Origin of the sequence: Streptomyces sp. NPDC001351 (assembly GCF_042896045.1) — a bacterium.
In the GTDB taxonomy this organism is placed as follows: domain Bacteria; phylum Actinomycetota; class Actinomycetes; order Streptomycetales; family Streptomycetaceae; genus Streptomyces.
Window position 1 is genome coordinate 761,463 of record NZ_JBIAWS010000001.1, and the last position, 22,111, is coordinate 783,573.

The 22,111-nt window shown below is 71.2% G+C and carries 23 protein-coding genes and 1 riboswitch; of the genes, 12 read left to right on the forward strand and 11 right to left on the reverse strand.

What is annotated here, in order from left to right:
- Positions 1-103 precede the first annotated feature (103 nt).
- Positions 104-1,456 carry a class II 3-deoxy-7-phosphoheptulonate synthase gene (locus tag ACFY1U_RS03470; protein WP_390692456.1) on the forward strand — a complete coding sequence of 451 codons (1,353 nt, stop codon included), beginning with the start codon at positions 104-106 and terminating at the stop codon, positions 1,454-1,456.
- Between the two features lie 136 nt (positions 1,457-1,592).
- On the forward strand, positions 1,593-1,826 hold the full coding sequence (locus ACFY1U_RS03475) for a bacterioferritin-associated ferredoxin (protein ID WP_390692457.1): 234 nt from the start codon (positions 1,593-1,595) through the stop codon (positions 1,824-1,826).
- On the opposite strand, the gene bfr is transcribed toward ACFY1U_RS03475, so the two are convergent.
- The gene (gene bfr, locus ACFY1U_RS03480) at positions 1,823-2,302 is read right to left on the reverse strand and encodes a bacterioferritin (protein ID WP_390692458.1); all 480 of its coding nucleotides are present in this window, start codon (positions 2,300-2,302) and stop codon (positions 1,823-1,825) included. The two genes, ACFY1U_RS03475 and bfr, sit on opposite strands and share 4 nt — an antisense overlap.
- Before the next feature lie 174 nt (positions 2,303-2,476).
- Between bfr and ACFY1U_RS03485 the strand changes: the two genes are divergently transcribed.
- Positions 2,477-3,124 carry a sulfite oxidase-like oxidoreductase gene (locus tag ACFY1U_RS03485; RefSeq protein WP_390692459.1) on the forward strand — a complete coding sequence of 216 codons (648 nt, stop codon included), beginning with the start codon at positions 2,477-2,479 and terminating at the stop codon, positions 3,122-3,124.
- A gap of 16 nt (positions 3,125-3,140) precedes the next feature.
- On the opposite strand, the gene ACFY1U_RS03490 is transcribed toward ACFY1U_RS03485, so the two are convergent.
- From ACFY1U_RS03490 to thiO, 6 genes are all read right to left on the reverse strand, one after another.
- Positions 3,141-3,641, reverse strand: coding sequence for a DUF4396 domain-containing protein (locus tag ACFY1U_RS03490; RefSeq protein WP_390692460.1), 501 nt, complete (start codon positions 3,639-3,641; stop codon positions 3,141-3,143).
- Between the two features lie 76 nt (positions 3,642-3,717).
- Entirely contained in the window at positions 3,718-4,587 is an 870-nt protein-coding gene (locus ACFY1U_RS03495) for a deoxyribonuclease IV (protein WP_390692461.1), read from the reverse strand.
- Between the two features lie 34 nt (positions 4,588-4,621).
- The gene (gene pknB / locus ACFY1U_RS03500) at positions 4,622-6,583 is read right to left on the reverse strand and encodes a Stk1 family PASTA domain-containing Ser/Thr kinase (protein ID WP_390692462.1); all 1,962 of its coding nucleotides are present in this window, start codon (positions 6,581-6,583) and stop codon (positions 4,622-4,624) included.
- Between the two features lie 118 nt (positions 6,584-6,701).
- Positions 6,702-7,496, reverse strand: a complete 795-nt coding sequence (locus ACFY1U_RS03505) for a thiazole synthase (protein WP_390692463.1) — start codon at positions 7,494-7,496, stop codon at positions 6,702-6,704.
- Positions 7,497-7,499: 3 nt separating this feature from the next.
- Positions 7,500-7,700 carry a sulfur carrier protein ThiS gene (gene thiS, locus ACFY1U_RS03510; protein ID WP_390692464.1) on the reverse strand — a complete coding sequence of 67 codons (201 nt, stop codon included), beginning with the start codon at positions 7,698-7,700 and terminating at the stop codon, positions 7,500-7,502.
- The gene (thiO, locus tag ACFY1U_RS03515; RefSeq protein WP_390692465.1) at positions 7,697-8,851 is read right to left on the reverse strand and encodes a glycine oxidase ThiO; all 1,155 of its coding nucleotides are present in this window, start codon (positions 8,849-8,851) and stop codon (positions 7,697-7,699) included. The genes thiS and thiO overlap by 4 nt, the downstream gene beginning before the upstream one ends.
- Positions 8,849-8,960, reverse strand: a riboswitch (TPP riboswitch). (Overlaps the previous gene by 3 nt.)
- A gap of 53 nt (positions 8,961-9,013) precedes the next feature.
- Between thiO and ACFY1U_RS03520 the strand changes: the two genes are divergently transcribed.
- The 6 genes from ACFY1U_RS03520 to ACFY1U_RS03545 all read left to right on the forward strand — a co-directional run bounded on the left by ACFY1U_RS03520 (position 9,014) and on the right by ACFY1U_RS03545 (position 14,104).
- Positions 9,014-9,364 carry a hypothetical protein gene (locus ACFY1U_RS03520; protein ID WP_390692466.1) on the forward strand — a complete coding sequence of 117 codons (351 nt, stop codon included), beginning with the start codon at positions 9,014-9,016 and terminating at the stop codon, positions 9,362-9,364.
- 32 nt (positions 9,365-9,396) lie between these two features.
- A complete protein-coding gene (locus ACFY1U_RS03525; protein ID WP_390692467.1) occupies positions 9,397-10,638 on the forward strand; it encodes an NAD(P)/FAD-dependent oxidoreductase in 1,242 nt (413 codons plus the stop codon).
- Positions 10,639-10,731: 93 nt separating this feature from the next.
- A complete protein-coding gene (locus ACFY1U_RS03530) occupies positions 10,732-11,103 on the forward strand; it encodes an Rv2175c family DNA-binding protein (RefSeq protein WP_390692468.1) in 372 nt (123 codons plus the stop codon).
- A 158-nt stretch (positions 11,104-11,261) separates the two neighbouring features.
- Positions 11,262-11,918 (forward strand): thiamine phosphate synthase, encoded by a 657-nt coding sequence (gene thiE, locus ACFY1U_RS03535; RefSeq protein WP_390692469.1) that lies wholly within the window; start codon positions 11,262-11,264, stop codon positions 11,916-11,918.
- 240 nt (positions 11,919-12,158) lie between these two features.
- A complete protein-coding gene (gene metF, locus ACFY1U_RS03540; protein ID WP_390692470.1) occupies positions 12,159-13,082 on the forward strand; it encodes a methylenetetrahydrofolate reductase [NAD(P)H] in 924 nt (307 codons plus the stop codon).
- A 56-nt stretch (positions 13,083-13,138) separates the two neighbouring features.
- Positions 13,139-14,104 (forward strand): hypothetical protein, encoded by a 966-nt coding sequence (locus ACFY1U_RS03545; RefSeq protein WP_390692471.1) that lies wholly within the window; start codon positions 13,139-13,141, stop codon positions 14,102-14,104.
- 60 nt (positions 14,105-14,164) lie between these two features.
- Here the strand turns inward: ACFY1U_RS03545 and ACFY1U_RS03550 are convergent, their stop codons facing one another.
- The 4 genes from ACFY1U_RS03550 to ACFY1U_RS03565 all read right to left on the reverse strand — a co-directional run bounded on the left by ACFY1U_RS03550 (position 14,165) and on the right by ACFY1U_RS03565 (position 19,674).
- Positions 14,165-15,670, reverse strand: coding sequence for a phytoene desaturase family protein (locus ACFY1U_RS03550; protein ID WP_390692472.1), 1,506 nt, complete (start codon positions 15,668-15,670; stop codon positions 14,165-14,167).
- Positions 15,671-16,182: 512 nt separating this feature from the next.
- Positions 16,183-16,818, reverse strand: a complete 636-nt coding sequence (locus ACFY1U_RS03555) for a TetR/AcrR family transcriptional regulator (protein ID WP_390692473.1) — start codon at positions 16,816-16,818, stop codon at positions 16,183-16,185.
- A 47-nt stretch (positions 16,819-16,865) separates the two neighbouring features.
- Positions 16,866-18,950, reverse strand: a complete 2,085-nt coding sequence (locus tag ACFY1U_RS03560; protein WP_390692474.1) for a YhgE/Pip family protein — start codon at positions 18,948-18,950, stop codon at positions 16,866-16,868.
- Complete coding sequence (locus ACFY1U_RS03565; RefSeq protein ID WP_390692475.1) at positions 18,922-19,674, reverse strand: ATP-binding cassette domain-containing protein; 753 nt, start codon at positions 19,672-19,674, stop codon at positions 18,922-18,924. The genes ACFY1U_RS03560 and ACFY1U_RS03565 overlap by 29 nt, the downstream gene beginning before the upstream one ends.
- Before the next feature lie 161 nt (positions 19,675-19,835).
- Here ACFY1U_RS03565 and ACFY1U_RS03570 point away from each other — a divergent pair, with 161 nt between their 5' ends.
- The 3 genes from ACFY1U_RS03570 (at position 19,836) to ACFY1U_RS03580 (ending at position 22,016) form a co-directional block, all read left to right on the forward strand.
- On the forward strand, positions 19,836-20,402 hold the full coding sequence (locus ACFY1U_RS03570) for an SAV_6107 family HEPN domain-containing protein (protein ID WP_390692476.1): 567 nt from the start codon (positions 19,836-19,838) through the stop codon (positions 20,400-20,402).
- A gap of 173 nt (positions 20,403-20,575) precedes the next feature.
- On the forward strand, positions 20,576-21,346 hold the full coding sequence (locus ACFY1U_RS03575; RefSeq protein ID WP_390692477.1) for a class I SAM-dependent methyltransferase: 771 nt from the start codon (positions 20,576-20,578) through the stop codon (positions 21,344-21,346).
- A gap of 277 nt (positions 21,347-21,623) precedes the next feature.
- The gene (locus ACFY1U_RS03580) at positions 21,624-22,016 is read left to right on the forward strand and encodes a DUF3040 domain-containing protein (protein WP_390692478.1); all 393 of its coding nucleotides are present in this window, start codon (positions 21,624-21,626) and stop codon (positions 22,014-22,016) included.
- Positions 22,017-22,111 lie beyond the last annotated feature (95 nt).

The window sequence follows — 22,111 nt, forward strand, 5'->3', positions numbered from 1 at the left end:
GGTGCACCTTACCGCACCACCGCGCCGTCCGGACCGTGATCTCTTCGTCTCACCAGTCGAGCGGAGGGAAAAGCAGTCGACACGACCCCGTAATGTTTACGGGGTGACCGTGAACGCTAAGACCAGCGCGAGCGCTGGCAACACCTGGCGAGATCTGCCCGCGGCGCAGCAGCCCGAGTACCCCGACACCGAGGCTCTGCGCGCAGTCGTTGCGGACCTCGAGTCGTATCCGCCGCTCGTCTTCGCGGGCGAGTGCGACCAGCTGCGCGCCCGGATGGCGGCCGTCGCCAAGGGAGAGGCGTTCCTCCTCCAGGGCGGCGACTGCGCCGAGGCCTTCGACGCGGTGTCCGCCGACCACATCCGCAACAAGCTCAAGACGCTGCTGCAGATGGGCGCCGTGCTGACGTACGCCGCCTCGGTGCCGGTCGTGAAGGTCGGCCGCATCGCCGGCCAGTACTCCAAGCCGCGCTCCAAGCCGACCGAGACCCGCGACGGCGTGACGCTGCCGACCTACCGCGGCGACTCCGTCAACGGCTTCGACTTCACCGAGGCCTCCCGCGTCCCGGACCCCGAGCGGCTGAAGCGGATGTACCACGCGTCCGCCTCCACGCTGAACCTGGTGCGCGCCTTCACCACGGGCGGGTACGCCGACCTGCGCCAGGTGCACGCCTGGAACCAGGACTTCGTGAAGTCGTCCCCGTCCGGGCAGCGCTACGAGCAGCTGGCCCGGGAGATCGACAACGCGCTGAACTTCATGCGGGCCTGCGGCACCGACCCGGAGGAGTTCAAGACCGTCGAGTTCTACGCCTCGCACGAGGCGCTGCTGCTCGACTACGAGTCCGCGCTCACCCGCGTCGACTCGCGCACCGGGCAGCTGTACGACGTCTCCGGGCACATGGTGTGGATCGGTGAGCGCACCCGGCAGCTGGACGGCGCGCACATCGAGTTCGCCTCGAAGATCCGCAACCCGATCGGCATCAAGCTCGGCCCGACCACCACGGCCGAGGAGGCGCTGCAGTACATCGACCGCCTCGACCCGGACCGCGAGCCGGGCCGGCTGACCTTCATCGTCCGCATGGGCGCGGACAAGATCCGCGACAAGCTTCCCGAGCTGGTCGAGAAGGTCACCGCCTCCGGCGCGACCGTGGCCTGGGTGACCGACCCCATGCACGGCAACACCTTCGAGGCGGCCTCCGGTCACAAGACCCGCCGTTTCGACGACGTACTGGACGAGGTCAAGGGCTTCTTCGAGGTCCACAAGGGCCTCGGCACCCACCCGGGCGGCATCCATGTCGAGCTCACCGGTGACGACGTCACCGAGTGCGTGGGCGGCGGCGACGAGATCTTCGTCGACGATCTGCACCAGCGCTACGAGACGGCCTGTGACCCGCGTCTGAACCGCAGCCAGTCCCTCGACCTGGCGTTCCTCGTCGCGGAGATGTACCGGGACCAGTAACCGCTGGTCACAGCGATGGGGCGCGGATCACATACGATCCGCGCCCCTCTGCTCTTTTGCGGGCACAGGGCGACGGGTAAGGTTAGGTTAGCCTCACCGATCAATCGGGACGGCACCACTTCGATCCCGGCGGGAGGTGAACCGCGTGTTCGTCTGCAGTTGCTTCGGCATCACAGAGCAGCAGGTCAAGAAGCACGCGGAGGACGGTGCCTGCACCCCGCGCCAGATAGCGTCGGCCTGCAGGGCGGGTACGGACTGCGGTTCGTGCGTACGCCGTATCCAGGCGCTGCTGGGCCGGGGCGAGTGCCCCCGCCGTGAGCTCGCAGACCAGGGCAAGCCGGTCCTGACCGCGCTGGACGAGGCGGCCTAGCTCTCCGGCTGCTCGATCAGCTGCGCGATGTAGAGCGCCTCGCCGAGCTTCTCGACCAGTTCCAGCTGGGTGTCGAGGTAGTCGATGTGATGCTCCTCGTCCTCGAGGATCGACTCGAAGATGTTCGCGGACGTGATGTCGCCCTTGTTCCGCATCACCTCGATGCCCCGCTTGAGGCGGTCGATCGCCTCGACCTCGACCTGCCGGTCCGCCTCGAACATCTCCTTGACCGTCTGTCCCACGCGCACGTGGAAGAGCCGCTGGTAGTTCGGCAGCCCCTCCAGGAAGAGGATCCGGTCGGTGAGCACCTCCGCGTGCTTCATCTCGTCGAACGACTCGTGCCGCGTGTACTTGGCGAGCTTCGTCCAGCCGAAGTTCTCCTGCATCTTCGCGTGCAGAAAGTACTGGTTGATCGCGGTCAGCTCGCCGGTGAGCTGCTCGTTGAGGAATTCGATGACCTCGGGGTCGCCCTGCATCGCTAAGGCTCCTTCCAAGCGGGGGGAACTGGCAGGTTGCGCCGCATGATTGCACCGGCGACGAAGATCGTCCAGTAAGTCTGCGCTTAGTAAGTAAGTCCATGCTCGGTGCTAATTGCCCCGGTTTGGTGACGGCGGTCAAGTGCACCGTCCGAGGTCTGTCAGGATGGAGTCATGGGTCAGCCGGTGGAGCGTGAATCGGGAGAACGCGATTCAGGAGGAGCAGCACAGTCCGAGCTTCCGCCGGGGCAGCGTCTGCAGCGCGGCTGGCCGGTCACGCATTACGGGCCCGTGCCCAAATTCCGCCCGGAGCGCTGGGAGTTCAGGGTCTTCGGTGCCACCGCGGACGGCGAGAAGCACTGCTGGACCCATGAGGAGTTCACGGCCCTGCCGTACACCACCGTCGTGGCCGACCTGCACTGCGTCACGAAGTTCAGCATGCTCGGCGCCGAATGGGGCGGCATTCCGGCTCGTACGATCCTCGAGATCGCGCCGCCCGCGCCCGCCGTCACCCATGTGATGGTGTGGGCCGAATACGGATTCAGCTCCAACCTCCGCCTCGCGGACTTCGCCTCCGAGCGGACCATCTTCGCCACCCACAAGGACGGTGAGCTGCTGACGGCGGAACACGGCTTCCCGCTCCGCCTCGTCGTGCCCCATCTGTACGCCTGGAAGGGCCCCAAGTGGGTGCGCGGCGTGGAGTACATGACCGCCGACCGCCGTGGCTTCTGGGAGGAGCGCGGCTACCACAACATCGGCGACCCGTGGAAGGAGCAGCGCTACTCCTACCAGGAAGGGCCCGGGGAGGGCCCCGAGCTCTGATCCCGGTCTTCGCAGGTCAGTGGTGGTATCCGTGCACCACCGCATGGCCCTTGCCGCGGCCGATCATCCACTTGTTGACGGGCGTCGTCACGAAGAAGGCGAGCGCGAGCGAGATCGCGAGCGAACCCCAGAACAGCAGGTCGGCCAGTTCCGCGTCCATCGCGTCCGGCCACAGCACGATCACGCCGTTGTCGATCAGCTCCATCACCGCGATGGACAGGGTGTCCGCGGCCAGCGCCACCCGGAAGGCCGTACGGAAGTCGACGCCGGCCCGCAGCACCCCGCGCAGCGTGAGCGAGTAGCCGAAGAGGAACGCGAGGACGATCGCCAGTACCGTCGTCGCCACGTTGCCCCAGCCGAAGGCCGTGCCGATCACCATGCCCAGCACCTCGCCGATGGCGCAGCCGGTGAGGCAGTGGAGGGTTGCCTGCGCGGCCATGCTCCAGGTGGCGGCCGCCGGGTGGTGGTGCGCGTGTGTCTCGTGTGCGTGTGCCTGTGCGTGTGCCTCGTGCTGCACGACTGCCCCCAATGTCAGGTAACGGTTCCCGCACCGAGCAGGAACCGTATACCCCCTAGGGGTATTCCGGAACGAGTCAGTAATCGCGCAGTTTTTTCAGCCGCTCCACATCGGCCGCGTGCCCCTCCTTGCCGCCGGGCGTCTCGATGATCAGCGGTACGCCCTCGGTCGCGGGGTGGGTCATCAGCGCCCGGAACGGGTCCTCGCCGATGTGACCTGCGCCGATGTTCTCGTGCCTGTCCTTGTGTGCGCCGACCACGTCCTTGGAGTCGTTGGCGTGGATCAGCTTCAGTCGGCCCTCGCCGACCGTGTCCACCAGCAGATCGAGCGTCTGGTGCATGCCGCTCGGGCCGGTCAGGTCGTGCCCGGCCGCGAAGATGTGGCAGGTGTCCAGGCAGACGCCCAGCTTCGGATGGGCGTCCAGCGCCTCGAAGTACGGCCCGAAGTCCCAGGTCCGCGAGCAGAGCGAGGCACCCTGCCCGGCCGTCGACTCCAGCAGCAGGAACGGATCGTCGTCGTGGGTGAGCTCGTCCAGCAGCGGCAGCATGTACTGCCGTACCTGCTTCAGGGCCACGGAGCGGTCCCGGCCGCCCGTCGCGCTGCCCGTGTGCACGACCACGCCGAGCGCCCCGATCTCCCGCCCGCGCCGCAGCGAGTGCCGCAGCGACTCCACCGACCTCTCCACGGTCGCCTCGGTGTGCGAGCCGAAGTTGATCAGGTACGGGGCGTGGACGTACGCCGGGATCGACTCGGCCGCGCACACCTCGCGGAACTCCTCGTCCTGCCGCGGATTGCCGGCGGGCGTGGCCCAGCCGCGCGGGTTGGCGACGAAGACCTGCACGGTCTCGGCCTTCAGGTCGTGGGCGTAGGACAGACCGACGGAGTGGAGACCACCGGCGACAGGGACATGGCCGCCGACGGGGTTGCGGGACTGCTGACTCTTCACCCGTTCAGGGTGTCATGCGCCGCGACCTGCTCCGTCACCGGATCTTGATGGTGATCGTCGACCCCTTGGGTGCCGTGTCCCCGCCCTTCACGGACTGGTTCTTGACGGTGTCGCCGAACAGGCCGAGCAGACCGCGGTCCTCCTCGACCTTGAAGCCGGCGCCCTCCAGGGCCTTGTGCGCGTCGTCCACGCTGTCGCCGGTGACGTCCGGGACCTCGACCATCTCCGGGCCCTTGGACAGCGTGAGCGTCACCGTGTCGCCGTCGGCGGCCTGGCTGTCGCCCGCGGGTGTCTGCGCCGCGACCTGGCCCTTGTCGTACTCGGAGTTGATCTGTGCGGAGGCGACCTTCACCGTCAGGCCGGCGCCCTCCAGGTCGGACTTGGCGGAAGCCAGGTCCTCACCCGTGACGTCCGGGACGTCCACCGGGCTGCCCTTGCTGACGACCAGGGCGATCGCCGCGCCCGCGTGCCGCTTGGTGCCCGCCTCGGGGGTCGTGGAGATCACGGAGCCCTTGGGGACGTCCTCGCTGAACTCCCGGGTGACCATGCCCGGCTCGAGCCCGCTCTTCTTCAGCCGGGCCCTCGCCTCGGCCAGTGGTCGCGCCGACACGTCGGGCACCTGCACGGTCTCCGGGCCGTCGGAGATGGTGAGCGCCACCGACCTGTTGTCGCGGATGCGGGTGCCGGGCGCGGGGTCCGAGCTGATGACCGTGCCCCGCTGCACCGTGTCGCTGTACGCGTGCTTGACCGCGCCGAGGTCGAGGCCCGCCTTCTGCAGTTGCCGGGTGGCCTGTGTCTGGGTCTTCGCCAGCAGGTACGGGACCTTGGTGAACTGGCCGGAGTTGATGTACCACACGCCCGTGCCGATCCCGAGTATCAGCAGTACGGCGACGAGGACCGTGAGCGGACCGCGCCGGGAGCGCGCGCCACGGCGCCGCGGCGGCAGCGGCGGGGGTGTCTCCAGGCGGCTCGTGCGGTGCAGGACGGCCTCGTCCTCGTTCACCGGCAGCGGGCGCGATGGGGGTCCCCCCGCGCGAGCGAAGCCGAGCGTGGGGGACGTCAGCGCGCGCGGGATCACGCTCGTACGGTCCTCGGAGATGCTCCGGTGGTCAGCGGCGAAGGCCTGCGGCGGCAGTGCGTCCAGCTGGTCCGCGCTGAGCGCGGCGCGCACGTCGCGGGCCTGCGCGAGCAGCGCCACCGCGTCCTGCGGGCGCAGGTCGGGGGTGCGGGCGGTCGCCGACGCGACCAGCTCGTCCAGCCGGTACGCCAGGCCCGGCACGGCGGCCGACGGCGGCGGGACGTCCTCGTGGATGTGCTTGTAGAGGACGGTGGCCGGGGAGTCCCCGCCGTGCGGCCGGTCGCCGGTCAGCATCTCGTACAGGACGACACCGCACGCGTACACGTCGACCCGGGGGTCGGCCGTGCCGTGCTCCATCTGCTCGGGAGCGAGGTAGGAGACGGTGCCCAGGACGGTGCCGGTGGTGTTGGTGACCGTGTCCACGGAGCGCACCAGGCCGAAGTCGGCGACCTTGACCCGGCCGTCGTCCCCTATCAGCACGTTCTCCGGCTTCATGTCGCGGTGGACGAACCCGGCGCGGTGCGCGGCGCCGAGCGCGGCGAGCACCGGCTCCAGGATGTCCAGGGCGGCGCGCGGCTGCAGCGCCCCGCGCTCGCGCAGCACGTCTCGCAGGGTGCACCCGGCGACGTACTCCATGGCCAGGTAGACGTACGACCCGTCGGTGCCCTGGTCGAAGACCTGCACCACGTTCGGGTGTGCGAGCCTCGCGACCGACTTGGCCTCGCGGATGAACCGGTCGACGAAGGTGCCGTCGGCCGCGAGCGTCGGATGCATCACCTTGAGCGCGAGCACGCGGTCCAGGCGGGTGTCCAGGGCCCGGTAGACCGTGGCCATCCCGCCGACCGCGATCCGCGCGTCCACGCGATAGCGCCCGTCGAGCACCTGCCCGACCAGAGGGTCCTGAAGGGTCGTATCCACGCAGGTGAGTGTACGAGCCGTGACTGACAGGGCTGCCGGTTCGGGTGAGATCGGAGCGGGACTGCAGCCGACCTGTGACGGACGTCGCACCCACTTCCGGAACTTGTCGAACGCGCGTTCAGAACGCGGGGCGTTCGGGATCCAGGTGCGCGCGCCCCTCATGCGGCGAGGACGCCTCCGCGAAATGGCGGCGCGGGATGCGGCCCGCCCGGTACGCGAGCCTGCCCGCCTCCACGGCGTGCTTCATGGCCTCGGCCATCAGCTGCGGCTCCTGTGCCCGCGTCACCGCTGAGGCGAGCATCACACCCGCACACCCCAGCTCCATCGCGAGCGCCGCGTCCGAGGCCGTACCGGCGCCCGCGTCCAAAATCACCGGCACGCGCGCGTGCTCGGTGATCAGCTGGAAGTTGTGCGGGTTGCGGATGCCGAGCCCGGAGCCGATGGGTGAGCCGAGCGGCATGATCGCCGCGCAGCCGACGTCCTCCAGCTTGCGGGCGAGAACCGGGTCGTCGTTGGTGTACGGCAGCACGGTGAAACCGTCGTCGACCAGGGTCTCGGCGGCGTCCAGCAGCTCGATCGGGTCCGGCAGCAGGGTGCGCTCGTCGGCGATCACCTCAAGTTTGATCAATTCGGTGCCGAGTGCCTCGCGCGCGAGGCGGGCGGTCAGCACGGCCTCCCCGGCGGTGAAGCAGCCCGCCGTGTTCGGCAGCACCCGGATGCCGAGCTTCTCCAGGACGGACACCACCGAGCCGTGCACCGAGGGGTCCACGCGCCGCATCGCGACCGTCGTCAGCTCCGTGCCGGACGCCATCAGCGCCCGCTCGAGGACGTCGAGGCTGGGGGCACCGCCGGTGCCCATGATCAGGCGGGACGTGAAGGACGTACCGCCGATGACAAAGGGGTCGTCGGCCATGGGTCAGCCTCCTTGGACGGCGGTGAGGACCTCGACGCGGTCGCCCTCACGGAGGGACGTCGACGGCCACTGTGCGCGCGGCACGACGGTTTCGTTCAGGGCGGCGGCCACTCCGGAGGGAGCCGGGGTCAGCGCGCGGACGACGGTGTCGAGAGCCGTGCCGGAAGCGAACTCCCGGAGCTCTCCGTTGACGGAGATGTTCATGCGGGCTGCTCCAGGAGCGCGAAACGCTTGGGGGTGAACGGGCGTGCCTCGTCCGGGAGTTCACCGGTGGCCAGGACATGCGCCATGGCGTCGCCGGTGACCGGCGTGAGCAGCACGCCGTTGCGGTAGTGGCCGGTGGCCAGCAGCAGACCGGGCAGTTCGGTCGGCCCGAGCAAGGGCGCGTTGTCCGGGGAGCCGGGGCGCAGGCCGGCCCGCGTCTCCGTCAGCGGCAGCTCGGTGATCCCGGGGACCAGTTCGTGGGCGTCGCGCAGCAGCTCGTACACCCCGCCCGCGGTGACCGTCGTGTCCCAGCCCAGCTCCTCACTGGTCGCACCGATCACCAGCTCGCCGCTCTCGCGCGGCACCAGGTAGACATGGCTGCCGCGGACGACGGCGCGCACCGTGCGGCTCAGGAACGGCGCGTACCGCTTCGGCACGGTCAGCCGCAGCACCTGCCCCTTCACGGGGCGCACGGGCGGCAACACCTCGTCCGGGACGCCCGGCAGCCGTCCGCTGAGGCTGCCGGCGGCCAGGACCACCTGGCCCGCGCCCAGCTCCGCGCCGTCCGTCGTGGTGACGCCGCAGGCCCGGTCCCGTACGACATGGAAACGCTCGGCCCACGCCCGGTGGAACACCACTCCGGCCCGCTCGCACGCGGCCACCAGCGCGCGTGCCAGCCGCCGCGGGTCGATCTGGTGGTCACCGTCCACCCTCAGGCCGCCGCGCACGCCCGGTGCGAGCATCGGCTCCAGGCGCCGGCACTCGCGCCCCGACAGCCACTCCGACTCCAGGCCCGACTCCCGCTGCAGCGCGTGCAGTTCGCGCAGATGGGCGCGGTCGTCGGCGTCCAGGGCGACGGCGAGCGTGCCGCACCGGCGGTAGCCGAGGTCCTGGCCGGTGAGCTCGGTGAGCTCGGCCGCGAAGTCCGGGTAGCGGCGGGCCGAGGCCAGATTGAGGCCGAGCAGTGTCTGCTCGCCGTAGTGCAGTTCCGTGACCGCGGCCAGCATCCCGGCGGCCACCTGGGCGGCCCCGCCGCCCGGTTCGGGGTCCACGACGGCCGTGGAGAAGCCGCGCTGCGCGGCCCGCCAGGCCGTGACCAGGCCGATGATTCCGCCCCCGATGACGAGGACGTCTGACGTACGTGACGACATGGGCGTCCAGCCCCTCCCTTCGCCGGCATGACCCGGATCAGGTTCGTACGGTCGGAGGCCGCCAGCCTCCCTCTCAGCCCGGTGCGTCCGGGCTCCCGCGAGTGCTTGTACGTTGGCCACCCTAGCCCGACCCGCCGTGCCTCTGTAAGGGAGCCTTCCGTCATGCCCCGCTCGCTGGACGGCCTCGTCCTCGCCCCCGTCGCCGACCAGGCCCCAGGTCAGGTGGGTACCCGGACCCGGTTCACGTACCACGAGCAGGACGGCGAGATCTGGGCCGAGTACGCGGGCGGCGACGTCGTACGCGGGCATCTGGTGGGTACTCGGTCAGGTGACCGGCTGGACTTCCGGTACGTCCAGCTGAAGAACGACGGGACGACGTCCTCCGGGCACTGCGTCTCGGCCGTCGTGGAGTTGCCGGACGGGCGGGTGCGCCTGGAGGAGACCTGGGAGTGGGAGTCGCAGTCCGGCAGCGGAACGAGTGTTGTGGAGCAGGTCACTGAGCACGACTCCTGACTGACAAATAGTCAGTTGTCTATGGTGATCAGGTGAGCGAGCAGACGCGGGAAGTGAGCACGTCACCGGGGCGGCGCGTGGTCGTCGTCGGCGCGGGCATGGCCGGTGTCCAGACGGCGGTCGCCCTGCGCGAACAGGGCTTCACCGGCACCGTGACGGTGATCGGCGCCGAACCCCATCAGCCCTACGACCGGCCGCCGCTGTCCAAGGCCGTTCTGCTCGGCAAGTCCGAGGGCTCCGCCTTCGACGTCGACTTCGAGGCGCTCGGCATCGAACTGCGACTGGGATGCGAGGTGCTCGGCGTGCGCCCCGGCGGGCACGAGCTGGACACCGAGGCCGGGCCCGTGCCGTACGACGTCCTGGTCCTCGCGACAGGCGCCGAACCGATCACGCTCCCGGGCACCGAGGGCGTGCCCGGCGTGCACCTGCTGCGCACCCTGGACGACGCCGCGCGGCTGCGGCCCGTGCTGGCCAGGCAGCACGACATCGTGGTCGTCGGCGCGGGCTGGATCGGCGCGGAGTTCGCCACGGCCGCGCGCGAGGCGGGCTGCGCGGTGACCGTCGTCGAGGCCGCCGACCGGCCGCTCGCCGGCGCGCTGCCCGCGGAGGTGGCCGCACCGATGGCCGCCTGGTACGCCGACGCGGGCGCCGAACTGCGCACACACGCGCGCGTGGCGCACATCGAGCCCGGCGCGGTCGTCCTCGCCGACGGCTCCCGGCTGCCCGCGGGCGCCGTCGTGGTCGGCATCGGCGCGCGCCCCGCCACCGACTGGCTGACCGGCGCCGGCATCGAGCTCGGCGCGCACCGCGAGGTCCTCGCCGACGCCCGTCTGCGCACCTCGGCACCGGACGTCTACGCCGTCGGCGACTGCGCCTCCTTCCCCTCGGGACGGTATGGCGAGCGCCTGCTGGTCCATCACTGGGACAACGCCCTCCAGGGCCCGCGCACGGTGGCCGCGAACATCATCGGCGAGGCCACCGGCGAGCCCCCCGCGGTCTACGACCCGGTCCCGTACTTCTGGTCCGAGCAGTTCGGCCGCTTCGTCCAGTACGCCGGTCACCACACCGGCGCCGACACGACCGTGTGGCGCGGCGACCCGTCGGGCCCCGCCTGGTCCGTCTGCTGGCTGCGCGAGAGCCGCCTGGTCGCCCTGCTGGCGGTCGGCAGGCCGAGGGACCTGGCGCAGGGCAGACGGCTGATCGAGGCGGGCACCCCGATGGACCCGGAGCTGCTCGCGGACCCGGCACGGCCCATGAAGACGGCCACGGCGTAGCACGGCGGGACGGCGGTCCCGACAGGCGGCGAAACCCCCAGGTCGGACGCTTCTGGCTTCCGACTGTCAGTGCGGGATGGCAGGCTTGAGTCCGTGACCGAGATTGACGCAAAGATCGATGCTCTCGTCCCCGCCTGGCTCACCCTCCCCGACATCGCAGAGATGCTCGATGTCGAGGTGACGCGTGTGCGGCAGCTGGTCAAGGAGGGCCAGCTCATCGCCGTACGCCGAGGTGAGAACCGCGCGCTGCACGTCCCCGCCGCATTCATCGACGAGGCCGAGCAGAGGGTCGTCAAGGGCCTGACCGGCACCCTGACACTCCTGAGGGACGACGGCTTCACCGACGAAGAGATGATCGAGTGGCTCTTCACCCCCGACGACAGCCTGCCCGGCACCCCCGCGCAGGCGCTGAGCGAGAACCGCGGTACGGAGGTGAAGCGCCGAGCCCAGGCGCTCGCCGTCTGATCCGAACAGACTGAACCGAACACCGTCCGGCGTACGGGCCGGGCTCCGCGCAGGCAGGGCCGCGGCCGTGGTTCACTGCGGCCCGCAGGAACCGACGGCCACGGCCGGCCGCGCCCGTACGCCGCCGACCAGGAACGACACCCACGGGGGACCCTCGTATGCCCGACACCGCCACCGCCGCACGCGCCGAGCTCGCCGACGCCGTCGTCTACCTCTGCACGGACGCCCGCAGGCGCCAGGGCGACCTGCCGGAGTTCCTGGACGCCGTCCTGGCGGGCGGGGTCGACATCGTGCAGTTGCGCGACAAGGGCATGGAGGCCGCCGAGGAGCTGGAGCACCTGAAGGTCTTCGCCGACGCCTGCGCCCGTCACGGCAAGCTCCTCGCCGTCAACGACCGCGCGGACGTGGCGCACGCCGCCGGCGCCGACGTGCTCCACCTCGGCCAGGGCGACCTCCCGGTCCCCGCGGCCCGCGCGATCCTCGGTGAGGACGTCCTCATCGGCCGCTCCACCCATGCCGAGTCCGAGGCCGCCGCGGCCGCCGTCCAGGAGGGCGTCGACTACTTCTGCACCGGCCCCTGCTGGCCGACCCCCACCAAGCCCGGCCGCCACGCCCCCGGCCTCGACCTGGTCCGCCACACCGCCTCCCTGGGCACCGAGCGCCCCTGGTTCGCCATCGGCGGCATCGACCTCGGCAACCTCGACGAGGTGCTTGAAGCCGGCGCCCGCCGCGTCGTGGTCGTCCGCGCGATCACGGAGGCCGACGATCCGGGCGCGGCGGCGCAGGAGTTCGCGAAGCGGCTGCGGAGCGCGTAGCGCAGGCCCGATCGGGAACTGGCGTCCGACGGATTGTCCGATGGGCGTCAGGCGGATTGTCGGATGGGAATCTGGCAGGTTGTCCGATGTAATGCGCGGTAGCTTGTCGGACGGAATACCTGACGGCTTGTCCGAAGAATGTCCGCCGGGTTGTCCGATAGGTGGACAACAAATAGACAAATCCGGCAAATATCCCGCATCCGGTTGGGGGAGTCGCCGCCCCCTGACTAACCTGCGGGTATGGCCCTCGGAACCGCATCCACCAGGACTGACCACGCGCGCACGGTGCGTGACATGCTCGCGACCGGCAAGACGACGTTCTCGTTCGAGTTCTGGGCTCCGAAGACGGAGAAGGGCGAACGCAACCTCTGGGACGCGCTCCGCAGGGTCGAGGCCGTGGCCCCCAGCTTCGTCTCCGTGACGTACGGCGCGGGCGGCTCCACGCGCGCGGGCACGGTGAAGGCGACCGAGCAGATCGCCGCCGACACCACGCTCACCCCGGTCGCCCACCTCACCGCGGTCAACCACTCCATCGCCGAGCTGCGCAACATCATCGGCCAGTACGCCGACGCCGGGATCCGCAACATGCTCGCCGTGCGCGGCGACCCGCCCGGCGACCCCATGGGCGACTGGGTGCCGCACCCGACGGGACTGACCTACGCCGCCGAACTCGTCCAGCTCATCAAGGAGTCGGGCGACTTCTGCGTCGGCGTTGCGGCCTTCCCGGAGATGCACCCGCGCTCCGAGGACTGGGACACGGACGTCGCCCACTTCGTCGACAAGTGCCGGGCCGGCGCCGACTACGCCATCACACAGATGTTCTTCCAGCCGGAGTCCTATCTGCGGCTGCGTGACCGGGTCGCCGCGGCAGGCTGCGAGACCCCCGTCATCCCCGAAGTCATGCCGGTGACCAGCGTGAAGATGCTGGAGCGGCTGCCGCAACTCAGCAACGCAGTCATCCCCGCCGCCCTGAAAGAGCGGATCCTCACAGCAAAAGACGATCCGACCGCTGTACGCTCCATTGGCATCGAATTCGCCACGGAGTTCTGCGCGCGGCTGCTGGCCGAGGGAGTGCCCGGACTGCACTTCATCACGCTCAACAACTCCACGGCGACGCTGGAAATCTACGAAAACCTGGGCCTGCACCACCCCCCGCAGGCCTAGACCGGCCGCACGGGTATACGACACACTGCGTAGCGGCGACTCGGAGAGGGGCGTACATGGGCTGGACGGTCCTCTACATCGCGTTCGGCATCGTCGCGCTGTGGCTGCTGGGCGAGGTGCTGCTGCAGTACAAGGCGCGTCTGCGCTGGCGGCTGCTCGCGTTCGCCGGCTTCCTCGGCGTCGTGCTCGGGGTGCTGATCCCCTCGGTGATCGTCATCGGTCTGGGCGCTGCCGCATTCGCGGTCGGCCAGACCTACGTCACGCTGTCGTTCCGCCGCGGCTTCGCGTCGGGCTGGGCGGTCAGCCGCACGGGCTTCGCGGGCGTCGGCAAGCGCGGCGGCGAACCGGAGCACCAGGACCCGACCCTGGAGGTCTCCGACCTCGAGCCGGGCGACGGCGGCCACGACGACCACGGCGACTACCACCGCGACAGCGTGTCCTACGGCAACGAGGACGACTACGACCGCGACGACGTCTTCACGCCCGCCCGCTCCTCCCAGGCCGCTGCCGCCGAGACCACCGCGGTCTACGAGCCGCAGCCCCTGCCCGAGGACACCGGCTCCTACGGCATATACAGCGACACCGCGTACGCCGCCGCCGACGCGTCCTACGCGAACATGGGGCAGTCCCAGGACCAGTACGCGACGGCCGCCCAGGGCGCCGACCAGTCCTACGGGTACGACTACTCCGGCTACAACCAGCAGCAGTACGGCTACGACACCACCGGTCAGCAGCAGTACGCGGCCTACTCCGACCCGTACATCGGCACCCAGACCTACGGCGGCGGCTACGACGCCTACGGTCAGTACGGCCAGCAGGGCTACGGCCAGGACCAGTACGCCACCGGCAGCTACGACGGCCAGACCCCGTCCGGCGGGGTCTGGGTCCCGCAGCAGCGCACCGACGAGGCCTACGGCGGCGAGCTCCCGCAGGAGCAGCCCTACCCCTACCAGGACAACGGGCAGGGGCAAGGGCATGGCCATGTCCAGGGGAACGGATACGACGAGCAGTACCGCTTCTGAACGCGCAGTACCGTTTCTGGGGGCCCGGCACCGCTTCTGAGGACCGCCCGGGCCGGGACGCTACTGAGAGCCCCGGAACTCCGGCCCCTCCACGATCAGACCGGCCACCAGCGCCCCTGACATACCGGTGTGCGGCAGCCCCCCGCCGGGGTGCGACCAGCCGCCGGCCCGGTACAGGCCCGGGAAGCGGGTGGTGTTGGCCGGGTGCAGGAAGCGCCCCTCCCCGGCGGCCAGCGAGGGAGCGGACACGCCGCCGAAGCCGGCGCCCGTCTCCTCCTCCCCGCGGCCCGGCGACCGGACCTCGCGCCACAGCAGCCGCTCGCGCAGACCGGGTATCGCGGCCTCGGCCGCCGCGACGAGCAGATCCGCGAGACGTTCACCCCGCTCCGACCGGTGCAGGGCGGCTTCCGCCGGGACCACCGCGGACAGGACCACCGACTCGTGCTCCCCGTCCGGTCGCAGCGCCGGGTCGTCCGGCCGCAGCACGGTCACCGTGGGCCGCACGGGCTCGTCCGCCGCGGAGTGCAGAGACTCCAACTCGGCCGCACGGTCGGGCGCGTGCACGACCGTCTGATGCACCGCGCCGGCCTCCCGGGGGCCGCGCAGCGCCAGCAGCACGGTGAACCGTCCGGGGCGGGCTGCCGTGTCGGGTCGCACATCCCCCTCGTCGTCGAGCCGCCGCTCCGTCAGCCCCTGCAGCCGTGCGGGATGCACTGCGGCGACCACGTGGTCCGCCTCCGCCACCGTCCCGTCAGCCAGTTCCACCCCGGCCGCCCTGCCGTCCTTCTCGAGCACCGCCGTCACCTCGGCGCCGAAGTGGAACTCGACCCTGCGGGCCACGCACCGCTCGTACGCCGCGCGCGCCAACTCCCGTATGCCGCCGCGGACATACCAGCTCCCGAAGGCATGCTCCATGTACGGCAGCACGGCCGCGCTCGCCGGGGTGACGCGCGGGTCGAGGCCGTATGCGAGGGCGTAACTCTCCAGGAGCGCCGTGAGCCGGGGATCGCGCAGTTCCCAGGCGCCGATCTCGGCGAGCGTGGCGGCGCGGCGGGTGCGCAGCAGCCGCTTGTGCGGGACCGCCGGGTAGGGCTCGCGATCGGCCAGCACCGGCCAGTTGGGCCACAGGGGCTCCTCCAGCAGCGGTCGGCGGGTGCGGTCCCATGCCTCCCGGGCCCGCACCAGGAAGTCGCCCCAGCGGCCGCCCGCGCCCGCCCCGAGCGCCTCGTCCAGGGCGGCGACGACCCCCGCGCGCGAGGCGTTCGGCAGCGCGACCGCGGTGCCGTCCGCGAAGACGTGCCGCGAGGACGGGTCGACCTGGACCAGTTCGACGCACTCCTCCAGCGGCTCCTTGCCGGTCTTGATGAACAGATCGCGCCAGACCGCGGGCAGGGTCAGCAGCCCGGGACCGGTGTCGAAGCCGAACCCGTCCCGCTCGAAGCGCCGCACCCCGCCGCCGTAGGTCTCCGCACGCTCGTACACCACCACCCGCTGCCCCGCGACGGCCAGCCGGGCGGCAGCCGCCATCGCGCCCATCCCGGCGCCGATCACCACGATCCGTCCCATGCCTGCGACTTTAGAGCCTGGGTCCGACACCCGGCCGGGCACCCGCCGCCCGACTGCAGCTCACACTGCCGGTCACGGCACTGGCGGCCCGCCCGGGCAAAGCCCCAGCCCCCGGCCCGAGGGGAGTACGGGAGCGGAGGCGAACCTGACCAGTCGGCAACGGAGCGTTCTGCGCATGAGTGCGGAGGTCTGAGTATCCGTACCTAGGGAGTGAGATGAGTACGCGCGCGGATGGGGCCCGACCTGCGCGAACGAGAGAGTGGAGACACGGAAAGGGGCACGGCTCCGGCACCGGCGACACGGGGCGCCGGAACGGAGCCGCCCCGGATCCGCTCCTTCCGCCGGCCGAGGTCGGCGGGAGCGAGGCACGGGGGAACCCGGGGGAACGACCGAAACGGGGGCCCAACCGGGGAAAACCCGGGGGGGAGCACAACGGGGGAGCACGAGAAGGCGCCGGTTCGAGGTGGCCCGCGGGGGACGCGGCCACACCGGACCGGCGCTTTCGTATGCGATCAGCTGCCGCTGCGGCCGCTGACGCGCCCCTGCAGCAGCCGGGACAGCGCCGCGTGGACGTCGTCCAGGGAGCGCTCCGGCTGGAAGGACTGCCAGTCGAGCGCGGCCACCAGGACCATGCCGACCAGCGCCGACGCGGTCAGCGGCACATCGATCTCGTCGCTGAACTCGCCGCCCGCGACGCCCGCGCGCAGGACGTCCTCGACGACCGCGACCGCCTGCTGTCTGACCACCATCAGGGTCGACTGCCAGGCCCGGTTGGTGCGCCACAGCTCGGCCACGTACAGCTGCGTGAAGGCCGGATAGCGTTCGATGAAGACGAGCCCGGCCCGGATCATCGCGTCCAGGGCGTCCACCTTGGTGCCGCCGTCCCTGGCCGTGCGCTCGGCCGCCTCCCGGAGGGAGGCGGTGAGCAGGCCGACCCCGTGCCGCAGCAGCTCCTCGAAGAGGACCGACTTGCTCGCGAAGTTGTAGTAGACCGTGCCCTTCGCGACCCCGGCCCGCTCGGCGATCTCGTCCACCGTGGTGGCGGAGAAACCCTGCTCGGCGATGAGCGTGACGGCGGCCTCGTAGAGCTTCTGCCGGGTGGCCTCGCGGCGGGTGCCGCCGCCCGACGTGGCGCTGCTGCTTTCCATGGGCCTGATTGTCACAGGAGCCGTGCCCCTGGACGTCACCTCCGCGCTCACAGGCTCAGCTCCGGGTGCAGCCGGTCAAGGGTCCACACCTGCCGGCGGCGGGCCGACACGGCGGTCAGTGCGAGGGCACCCGCGGTGAACGCGACGAGCACCACGCACGCGTGCCACACCGGCCCCAGGCCGCCGCCCGTGATGAGCCTCCTGAGGGCCCCCACGATGTAGCTCATCGGCAGGAAGGGGTGGATCGCGTTGAAGAAACCGGGGCTGGTCTGTACCGGATACGTGCCGCCCGCCGAGGTCAGCTGGAGCATCAGCAGGGCGAGGACGAGGATCCGGCCGGCCGCTCCGAAGCGGGCGTTCAGCCACTGCACGATCGCCCCGAAGCACGCCGTCACCAGGAACAGGAAGCCGATCGTCCCGGCCGCCCGGGCCATCTGCAGACCGATCGCCCAGTGCAGGACCGCCATCAGGGACACCGTCTGCAGGACGCCGATCGCCACCACGGGGAGCCAGCCGGCCAGCGCGATGCGCCACGCGGGGGCGCCCGTGGCGAGCGCGCGCCGGTTCATCGGCGGGATCAGCATGTACGCCACCATCGCGCCCACCCACAGGGACAGCGGGATGAAGTACGGGGCGAACCCGGTGCCGTAGTTGGGCGCCTTGTGCAGGTCCTTGGAGACGAGCTTGACGGGGTCGGACATCACCTCGGTGCGCTGGTTGCGGTCCTTCTTGTCGTAGTCGGGGATCTTCCCGGCGCCGTCGTGCAGTCCGCCCGCGAGCTTCCCGGAGCCGTCGACCAGCTTGAACATGCCGCCGTTGAGCGTCTCGGCACCGGTCTTCAGCTGCCCGACACCCTGGTCCAGGGCTCCCGCGCCGCCTTTCGCCGTGCCGAGGCCCTGGTGCAGCTTCTGCGCGCCGGCGGCGACCCTCCCGGCGCCCTCGTTCAGTTTGTTGATCTTGGCGACGGCGTCGGAGAGGTCCTCGGACAGGTGCGGTGCCCGGTCGGCGAGCGCCTGGCCCTGGGTCTGGAGAGTGGTCAGGTTGCCGTCGAGCTTCTTCAGGTCGCCGTGCTCGTCGGCGATCAGCGTGTTCAGGTCGTCGGCGATCGTCGCCACGTCGGCGGCCGCGTCCTTCGCCTTCTTCAGATCGGAACAGGCCGGATCCGGCAGCACGGCGTTCTCGCAGCGCGCCCGGTAGACCTCGTTCAGCGTGTCGGAGGCCGCGTGGGCGCCCTTGGCGGCGGCCGGGGCCGTCCTCACCAGGGTGTCGAGGTTGTCGCGGATCGCCTTCGAGGAGGCGGCGACGAGCCGGGCGGTGTCCCCGATGGTCTTCTCGTTGTCCTTGAGGAACGGGCCCGCCTTCTTGTCGATCGCGTTGACCTTGTCGGCGAGCGTCTGCGTGCCCGCCGCGACCTGCTGCGAGCCGTCCGCCAGGTCGCCCGCGCCCGAGTCGAGCTTCGTCAGGCCCCCGGACAGCCTGCCGCTGCCGTCCTTGGCGTCCTTCAGGCCGCTGGCGAGCTCCTTGGAGCCCTTCTCCGCCTTCCCGATCCCGCCATTGAGCTGGTCCGCGCCGTTCGCGGCCTTCACCGTCGCGCCGTGGATGTCGGAGAACGAGATGAAGATCTTGTCCAGGAAGGACCGCGACGCCTTCGCGGACGCGGCCTGGCGCACCTCGCTGAACACCGTCCGCGAGATCTGCCCGACGATGTAGTTGTTCGCGTCGTTCGTGCGCACCTGGAGCGCGCCCGTCTCCGGGGAGGCGCCCGCGCTGGATGCGATCCGTCTGCTGAAGTCGGCCGGCATGGTCAGCGACAGGTAGTACGTGCCGTCCTCCACGCCCGCGCGTGCGTCGGCGGCACTCACCTCGTGCCAGTCGAAGGTGTCGCTGTCGCGCAGCCCCTCGGTGATGGCGTCGCCCGCCGCGATCCTCTTCCCGTCGGCCGTCGCCCCCTTGTCGTCGTTGACGAGCGCCACGGGGATGCGGTCCAGACGGCCGTACGGGTCCCAGAACGACCACAGGTACAGGGCGCCGTACAGCAGCGGCAGCACCAGCAGCGCCACCAGGGCGGCACGCGGCAGCCTGCCCCGGCGGAACCGCCTGAGCTCAAGAGCGGCCAGTTTCGGCGAGCGCATCGGCCTTCTCCTTCTCCGTGGTGGCCTTCTCCGTGGTCGCTACGACGACGGTGTCCTGCGGGGCCTCGCTGCACACCGCCACGACGGTCGTCCCGTCCGCGGCGATCGACCTCAACAGCGCCCAGACCTCGGCACGTTCGGCGTCGGAGAGCTTCAGGTCGGTGTCGTCGACGCCGAGCAGCCGGGGCCGGCCGAGCAGGGCGAGCGCGATGGACAGCCGCAGGGCCTCCAGCCGCTCCAGATCGCGTACGGCCGTCCGGGAGCCCTTGGGCAGGGTCTCCCGGTCAAGACCGGCGGCGGCCAGCGCGGTGTCGATGCGCAGTCTGGCCTCGGCCGTGCGCTCCTTGCGTGGCCGCAGCAGCGCGCGCAGCGAGTCGCCGAACCGCCGCTGCAGCAGCGCCCGTTCGAGCAGATGCTCACCCACGGTCAGGGCCGGCTCGAGGTCGGTGACGCCGGCGACATGCGCGAGCCCGCTGACCCGGCGAACGGCCGCCATCTGTTTGGGCAGCTTCCACTCGCCCACCTCGGCCGCTCCCGCGGTGGGCTTCATCCGTCCCGTGAGCGCGAGCAGCAGGCAGGTGCGGCCGGACCCGGACGGTCCCTCGATCGCGATCAGCGAGCCGGGCTCCGCGTCGAACGTGACGTCGCGGAACGCCCAGCCGCGTGGGCCCCTGACACCGAGGCCGCGGGCCGTGACACCGATTCCGGGCACGGTTCCCCCCATCCCCTTAATTTGAACTGACTGGTCAGTGCAAAAACTACTCCGAACCTTCGATCGAAGCAAAAGCGCAGGTCAGAACGGATTGTCAGTGGCATACCGCACGATGGGCACATACGGCAGCCCGTATCAGGGCATGCCGTCACGCAGACGACAGGAGGTTCGTCATGGCCAGCTATCACGCAGCAGCCGCCCGCCGGCGCCGCGCCACCGGCCCTGCCCCCTCACTGACCGGCCCGGCGAGCGACGTCCACCCGGTGCTCCGCCGGACCACGGCCCCGCCCGCCGCCCTCGACCTGCTCGCCCAGGCCCGCGCCGGACTGGACGAGGCAGCCGTCCTCGAAACGTCCAACGAGCGCTATGCCACCGCACACCTCGCCGCCCTGCGCACGGCCGCCGCCGTGCTCGCCGCGCGAGGCCGCCCCGAGCCCACCTCCCGACGCCGCGCCCGCATCAGGAGCGCCTGGGAAGTGCTCCCCGAGATCGCGCCCGAACTGACCGAGTGGAGCGCGCTGTTCGCCTCCGGGGCCCGGCGCCGCGCCCGGGCCGAGGCGGGCATCCAGGGCGCGGCCAGCCGCCGGGACGCCGACGACCTGATACGCGACGTGGCGATGTTCCTGCGCCTCGTCGAGCGGATGCTCGTCCTCCAGCCGGTCCTGCCGCAGCCACGCCAGGACGCCGACCACCCGCAGGCCGACGCGGACAGCGACCGCGGCTTCCCGGACACGGGCTGAGCGCGTCCGCCGTACGAGACGATCGGCGGGCAGACCCGCACGGTGACCAGGTGGGGCGGTGGAGGCAATAGGGTGGAGAGCGCCTGAAGCCTTCCCTCCCGCACCCCGGCCGGGGAGGCACCCCGTTCGCTCCGCCGTGCCATGGGCGGTGCCGCGCCGAGGAGTCAACTGCCGTGTCGGACCCGAGCCGCCCCCGCGCCTCCCTCCGTACCGCCGTGGTCTGGGAGGTCCTCCAGGACGCCCTCGAACGCCGGGTGAAGGCCACCGGGCGGGAGTCCCTCGACATCCTCGACACCGGGGGCGGCAGCGGCAAGTTCGCGGTGCCCGTCGCCCGCCTCGGCCACCGGGTCACCGTCGTCGACCCCAGCCCCAACGCGCTGTTCGCGCTGGAGCGCCGCACCGCCGAGGCCGGCGTCGCCGACCGTGTGACGGGCGTCCAGGGCGACGCCCACGGCCTCTTCGACGTGGTCGAGCGCGGCGGCTACGACGTGGTGCTGTGCCACGGCGTCCTGGAGTACGTCGACGACCCGGCCGAGGGCGTGCGCAACGCCGTGGCCGCCCTGCGCTCCGAGGGCGTGCTCAGCCTGCTCGCCGCTGGCCTCGGCGGCGCCGTGCTCGCACGCGCCCTCGCCGGCCACTTCAAGGAGGCGAGGCAGGCCCTCGCCGATCCGAACGGCCGCTGGGGCGCGGGCGACCCCGTGCCGCGCCGCTTCACCGCCGAGCAGCTCACCGGGCTGGTCGAGGGCGAGGGCCTCAGGGTAGGCGCCGTGCACGGCGTACGGGTCTTCGCCGACCTCGTCCCGGGCGTCCTCGTGGACACCGAGCCGGGCGCCCTGGAGGCGCTGCTCAAGCTGGAGGAGGCGGCGGCCGAACTCCCCGCCTTCCACTCCGTGGCCACCCAGCTCCATGTGCTCGGCGAGACACAGGGGGCCACCGAGGCCTGAGCCGACTCCTGTGGTGCGCCGCTGATCAGGGACTTGGCCGCACATGGAGTACGCCACAGGCCCCCCGATCGGGCGTTCAGCGCCGTATGATCGAGGGAGACCACCCGGCATGACGGGTCGGCCGCTGGGGAATGCAGGATTCAGCGAGCCGGTACGTCCATGGCGGATTCCGGTTGGCCAATTGGCGCAGAGGGGCGGGTTTCAAGGGGGCGATTCCCTGCCTATCCTGAAGGGACCCCCCGGGTCGCCCCGGCGACTGCACGATGAGGAGGACTCCGTGCCGCTCTCGGAGCACGAGCAGCGCATGCTCGAGCAGATGGAGCGAGCGCTGTACGCCGAAGATCCCAAGTTCGCGTCGGCGCTTGAGGGAAGCGGGCTGCGTACGTACACCCGACGGCGGGTCTACCAGGCGGTCGCGGGCTTCCTCGTGGGTATCGCGCTCCTCATGGCTGGAATGGTGGCCAAGCAGGTCTGGCTCAGCGTGGTGGGCTTCCTGGTCATGCTGGGGTGTGCCGTGCTCGCCGTGACCGGCTGGCGCAAGGCCCCCAAGCCGGGCGAACAGCCCGCGGCCGGTGCCCCGCACCCGCGCCGTCAGGGACGGCAGAAGCGCTCCGTGATGGACCGCATCGAGCAGCGCTGGCAGCGCCGCCGCGACGAGCAGGGCCACTAGCTCCTCTTCCACCGTCCGTGCCCGGACGGTTCCTCGCAGACACAGGTGAGGGGGTGACCACCCCGGCGGGTGGTCACCCCCTCACGTATGCCCCG

Coding starts and splice junctions, on each gene's coding strand:
- bfr (WP_390692458.1), bottom strand. CDS start 2,302: ATGCAGGGCGACCCCGAGGTCATCGAATTCCTCAACGAGCAGCTCACC.
- ACFY1U_RS03485 (WP_390692459.1), top strand. CDS start 2,477: ATGGGTCAGCCGGTGGAGCGTGAATCGGGAGAACGCGATTCAGGAGGA.
- ACFY1U_RS03505 (WP_390692463.1), bottom strand. CDS start 7,496: ATGGCCGACGACCCCTTTGTCATCGGCGGTACGTCCTTCACGTCCCGC.
- thiS (WP_390692464.1), bottom strand. CDS start 7,700: ATGAACATCTCCGTCAACGGAGAGCTCCGGGAGTTCGCTTCCGGCACG.
- thiO (WP_390692465.1), bottom strand. CDS start 8,851: ATGTCGTCACGTACGTCAGACGTCCTCGTCATCGGGGGCGGAATCATC.
- ACFY1U_RS03520 (WP_390692466.1), top strand. CDS start 9,014: ATGCCCCGCTCGCTGGACGGCCTCGTCCTCGCCCCCGTCGCCGACCAG.
- thiE (WP_390692469.1), top strand. CDS start 11,262: ATGCCCGACACCGCCACCGCCGCACGCGCCGAGCTCGCCGACGCCGTC.
- metF (WP_390692470.1), top strand. CDS start 12,159: ATGGCCCTCGGAACCGCATCCACCAGGACTGACCACGCGCGCACGGTG.
- ACFY1U_RS03545 (WP_390692471.1), top strand. CDS start 13,139: ATGGGCTGGACGGTCCTCTACATCGCGTTCGGCATCGTCGCGCTGTGG.
- ACFY1U_RS03550 (WP_390692472.1), bottom strand. CDS start 15,670: ATGGGACGGATCGTGGTGATCGGCGCCGGGATGGGCGCGATGGCGGCT.
- ACFY1U_RS03555 (WP_390692473.1), bottom strand. CDS start 16,818: ATGGAAAGCAGCAGCGCCACGTCGGGCGGCGGCACCCGCCGCGAGGCC.
- ACFY1U_RS03560 (WP_390692474.1), bottom strand. CDS start 18,950: ATGCGCTCGCCGAAACTGGCCGCTCTTGAGCTCAGGCGGTTCCGCCGG.
- ACFY1U_RS03565 (WP_390692475.1), bottom strand. CDS start 19,674: ATGGGGGGAACCGTGCCCGGAATCGGTGTCACGGCCCGCGGCCTCGGT.
- ACFY1U_RS03570 (WP_390692476.1), top strand. CDS start 19,836: ATGGCCAGCTATCACGCAGCAGCCGCCCGCCGGCGCCGCGCCACCGGC.